Genomic DNA, 2304 nt, shown 5'->3' on the forward strand with positions numbered 1-2304 from the left:
AGAACGTCTTCACGCTGGAAGGCCATGACGGCGAGGGCCCGTACACGCTGCATCTGTCGCTCGCCGACAACCGCCTCGTGTTCTCCGTGGCCGATGCGGACCGCGTGCCGCTTCAGCATGTCATGCTGTCGCTGTCGCCGTTCCGCCGCATCGTGAAGGACTACTTTCTGATTTGCGACAGCTACTACGCCGCGATCAAGACGCAGCCCCGCCTCCAAGATCGAGGCCATCGACATGGGCCGCCGCGGGCTCCACGACGAAGGCAGCCATCTATTGATGGAGCGGCTGAGGGGCAAGGTCGCGGTCGATATCGCCACCGCACGGCGCCTCTTCACGCTCCTTTGCGCGCTTCACTGGAAGGGCTGATAGAGCGTGGGCCAAGGCGGCGATCTGCCAGGCGCGGTCCTCTTCGCCTGCAGCCGCAACGCCGTCCGCTCGCCCATGGCCGCCGCCATCCTCAAGCATCTCGCCGGCAGGCGCATCTATGTGGAATCCGCAGGCGTGCGCCCTGGCGAGCCGGACCCGTTCGCCATCGCCGTGATGGAGGAGATGGGCATCGACATGTCGCGCCATAAGCCGGTGTCGGTCGGCGATCTGCACGATCTCAGCTTCGATCTCATCGTCACGCTCGCGCCGGAGGCCCAGCACAAGGCCCTCGAGCTCGCCCACGGCTACGCCATCGACGTGGAATATTGGCCGACGCCCGATCCCACTCTGGCGAGCGGCAGCCGCGAGCAGATTCTCGACGCCTACCGCGACGTGCGCGACCGGCTGTTCGCCAGGATCAAGCAGCGCTTCCCGCTGACCGGCGCCGGCGGCGTGTAGATTTTATCCCAGCCAGGGAACGGGTTAGCCTCTTTTTCGTTACCTTCCCTTCGAGGGAAGGACTTGCGCCTATGACGGATACATCCAGAGACACGCAAAACGCGGCCCAGCAGCCCTATGAGAACGGCGAGCTCGCTTCGGATCAGGCGATCGAAAACGCCGCTCTTGCCGGTGCCGCGGCAGTTCAACGCCTGGTGGCGGAGCGCAACGAGTTGCGCAACCGCTTGGCCGGCCAGCAGAGCGAGCTTTCCGCGCTACGCTCCGTGAACGAGGATTTGCGGCGGCGGCTGTACGCCATTCACCAGCACTACGTGGAGATGGCCAAGCGGGTCGTCGGCGATCTGGAGCAGGTCGACGGCACGATCCGCGAGGTGGCCCAGGAGGCCTTCGACAGCACCCCTAAATGGGAGGACAAGGCCAGGCCTGCGTCCCTCGCACAGCGGCTTGCGGACGCGGATGCGCCGGACCGCGCCCATGGGCCCAACGGCGCGGCTCAATCGTGAGGCGCATGCCTAGTCGTTCGCGTCGACGTATTTCTTGAGATCCACGAAATCCATCACCGGCGCGATCTGGTGGACATTGAGGTCTGTCCACGGCTCGTAGAGCTTCATGATCGCCTCGGCGCTATCCGCCTCGAAGATGCACCAGGTCTCCTGCTGGGTGAGCGCGATCCAGGCGCCGATGAGCTTGACGCCCATTGGCTCCACGATGCCGTCCTCTTTGAGGCGCGCCATGGCCTCGTCGCGGCTCTCGGGGTCGATGGTGACATAGCAGACAAACAGCATTTTCCGGTCTCCTTGGTGTTTCGCGGCGTTTCCACGCCACATTAGGGCCGCGTCTGCGACATCTCATTGAAGCCTCTCACCGCTCCGCGGTTCCCGCTTCGCCCTGTTTCCCGTAGGGTGAGGCCGGTTTTGGCCGATTTCGGGAGAATAGCGTGCGACGGATTCTATTTGTTGTCTTGGCCTTCGTCATCATCGGCGTTGGGCTCGTAGTCGTCGCTCCCTACTTCATCGCCACCGACGATCTGCAGAAAAGGGTGCTTGCGCAGGTGGAGAGTGCCACGGGCTATCGCGTGCGCGTGGATGGCCCGATGCGCATCGCCTTGTTCCCGTCTCTCGATCTTGTGGCGAGAGATGTCGGCATTGCCGAACCCGCGGCCGGTGGCTCCGCCGAGTTCATCACCGCGCGCACCTTGAAGTTCGGCTTGCTCGCAAGCGGCCTGTTGAGCGGCAAGGTGCAACTGACCGAAATGGAGCTCATCGACCCGGTCATCACGCTGCCGCTGCCGGAGGGTGAGGCGCCTGCGCCGGGCGCGGTCGGAAGAGGCGTCCCGCCGAGGCGGGCTTCGTGATCTCAGTCTCGACAAGCTCATCGTCCGCAACGGGACGGTCATCCTGCCGCCGTCCGAAGATGGCACGCCGGGGGAGCGGATCACCGCGCTCGACGCCGAGGCGTCGCTGCCGAAGGCCAACGGCG

The 2304-nt window shown here is 64.8% G+C and carries 4 protein-coding genes and 1 pseudogene; 4 read left to right on the forward strand and 1 reads right to left on the reverse strand.

The window, feature by feature from the left end:
* The 3 genes and pseudogenes from AUC71_RS18000 to AUC71_RS12720 all read left to right on the forward strand — a co-directional run.
* Nucleotides 1–366: pseudogene (locus AUC71_RS18000) on the forward strand (UPF0262 family protein); the annotation flags it as partial.
* A 6-nt stretch (nucleotides 367–372) separates the two neighbouring features.
* A complete protein-coding gene (locus AUC71_RS12715) occupies nucleotides 373–825 on the forward strand; it encodes an arsenate reductase ArsC (protein WP_141701675.1) in 453 nt (150 codons plus the stop codon).
* A gap of 71 nt (nucleotides 826–896) precedes the next feature.
* Entirely contained in the window at nucleotides 897–1328 is a 432-nt protein-coding gene (locus AUC71_RS12720; RefSeq protein WP_069624559.1) for a hypothetical protein, read from the forward strand.
* A gap of 9 nt (nucleotides 1329–1337) precedes the next feature.
* Here AUC71_RS12720 and AUC71_RS12725 read toward each other — a convergent pair whose 3' ends face one another.
* A complete protein-coding gene (locus AUC71_RS12725; protein ID WP_069624562.1) occupies nucleotides 1338–1610 on the reverse strand; it encodes a DUF3303 domain-containing protein in 273 nt (90 codons plus the stop codon).
* 152 nt (nucleotides 1611–1762) lie between these two features.
* Here AUC71_RS12725 and AUC71_RS12730 point away from each other — a divergent pair, with 152 nt between their 5' ends.
* The gene (locus AUC71_RS12730) at nucleotides 1763–2179 is read left to right on the forward strand and encodes an AsmA family protein (protein WP_141701676.1); all 417 of its coding nucleotides are present in this window, start codon (nucleotides 1763–1765) and stop codon (nucleotides 2177–2179) included.
* Nucleotides 2180–2304: the final 125 nt, after the last annotated feature.

The organism is Methyloceanibacter marginalis (assembly GCF_001723295.1).
In the GTDB taxonomy this organism is placed as follows: Bacteria; Pseudomonadota; Alphaproteobacteria; order Rhizobiales; family Methyloligellaceae; genus Methyloceanibacter; species Methyloceanibacter marginalis.

Coding starts and splice junctions, on each gene's coding strand:
- AUC71_RS12725 (WP_069624562.1), bottom strand. CDS start 1,610: ATGCTGTTTGTCTGCTATGTCACCATCGACCCCGAGAGCCGCGACGAG.
- AUC71_RS12720 (WP_069624559.1), top strand. CDS start 897: ATGACGGATACATCCAGAGACACGCAAAACGCGGCCCAGCAGCCCTAT.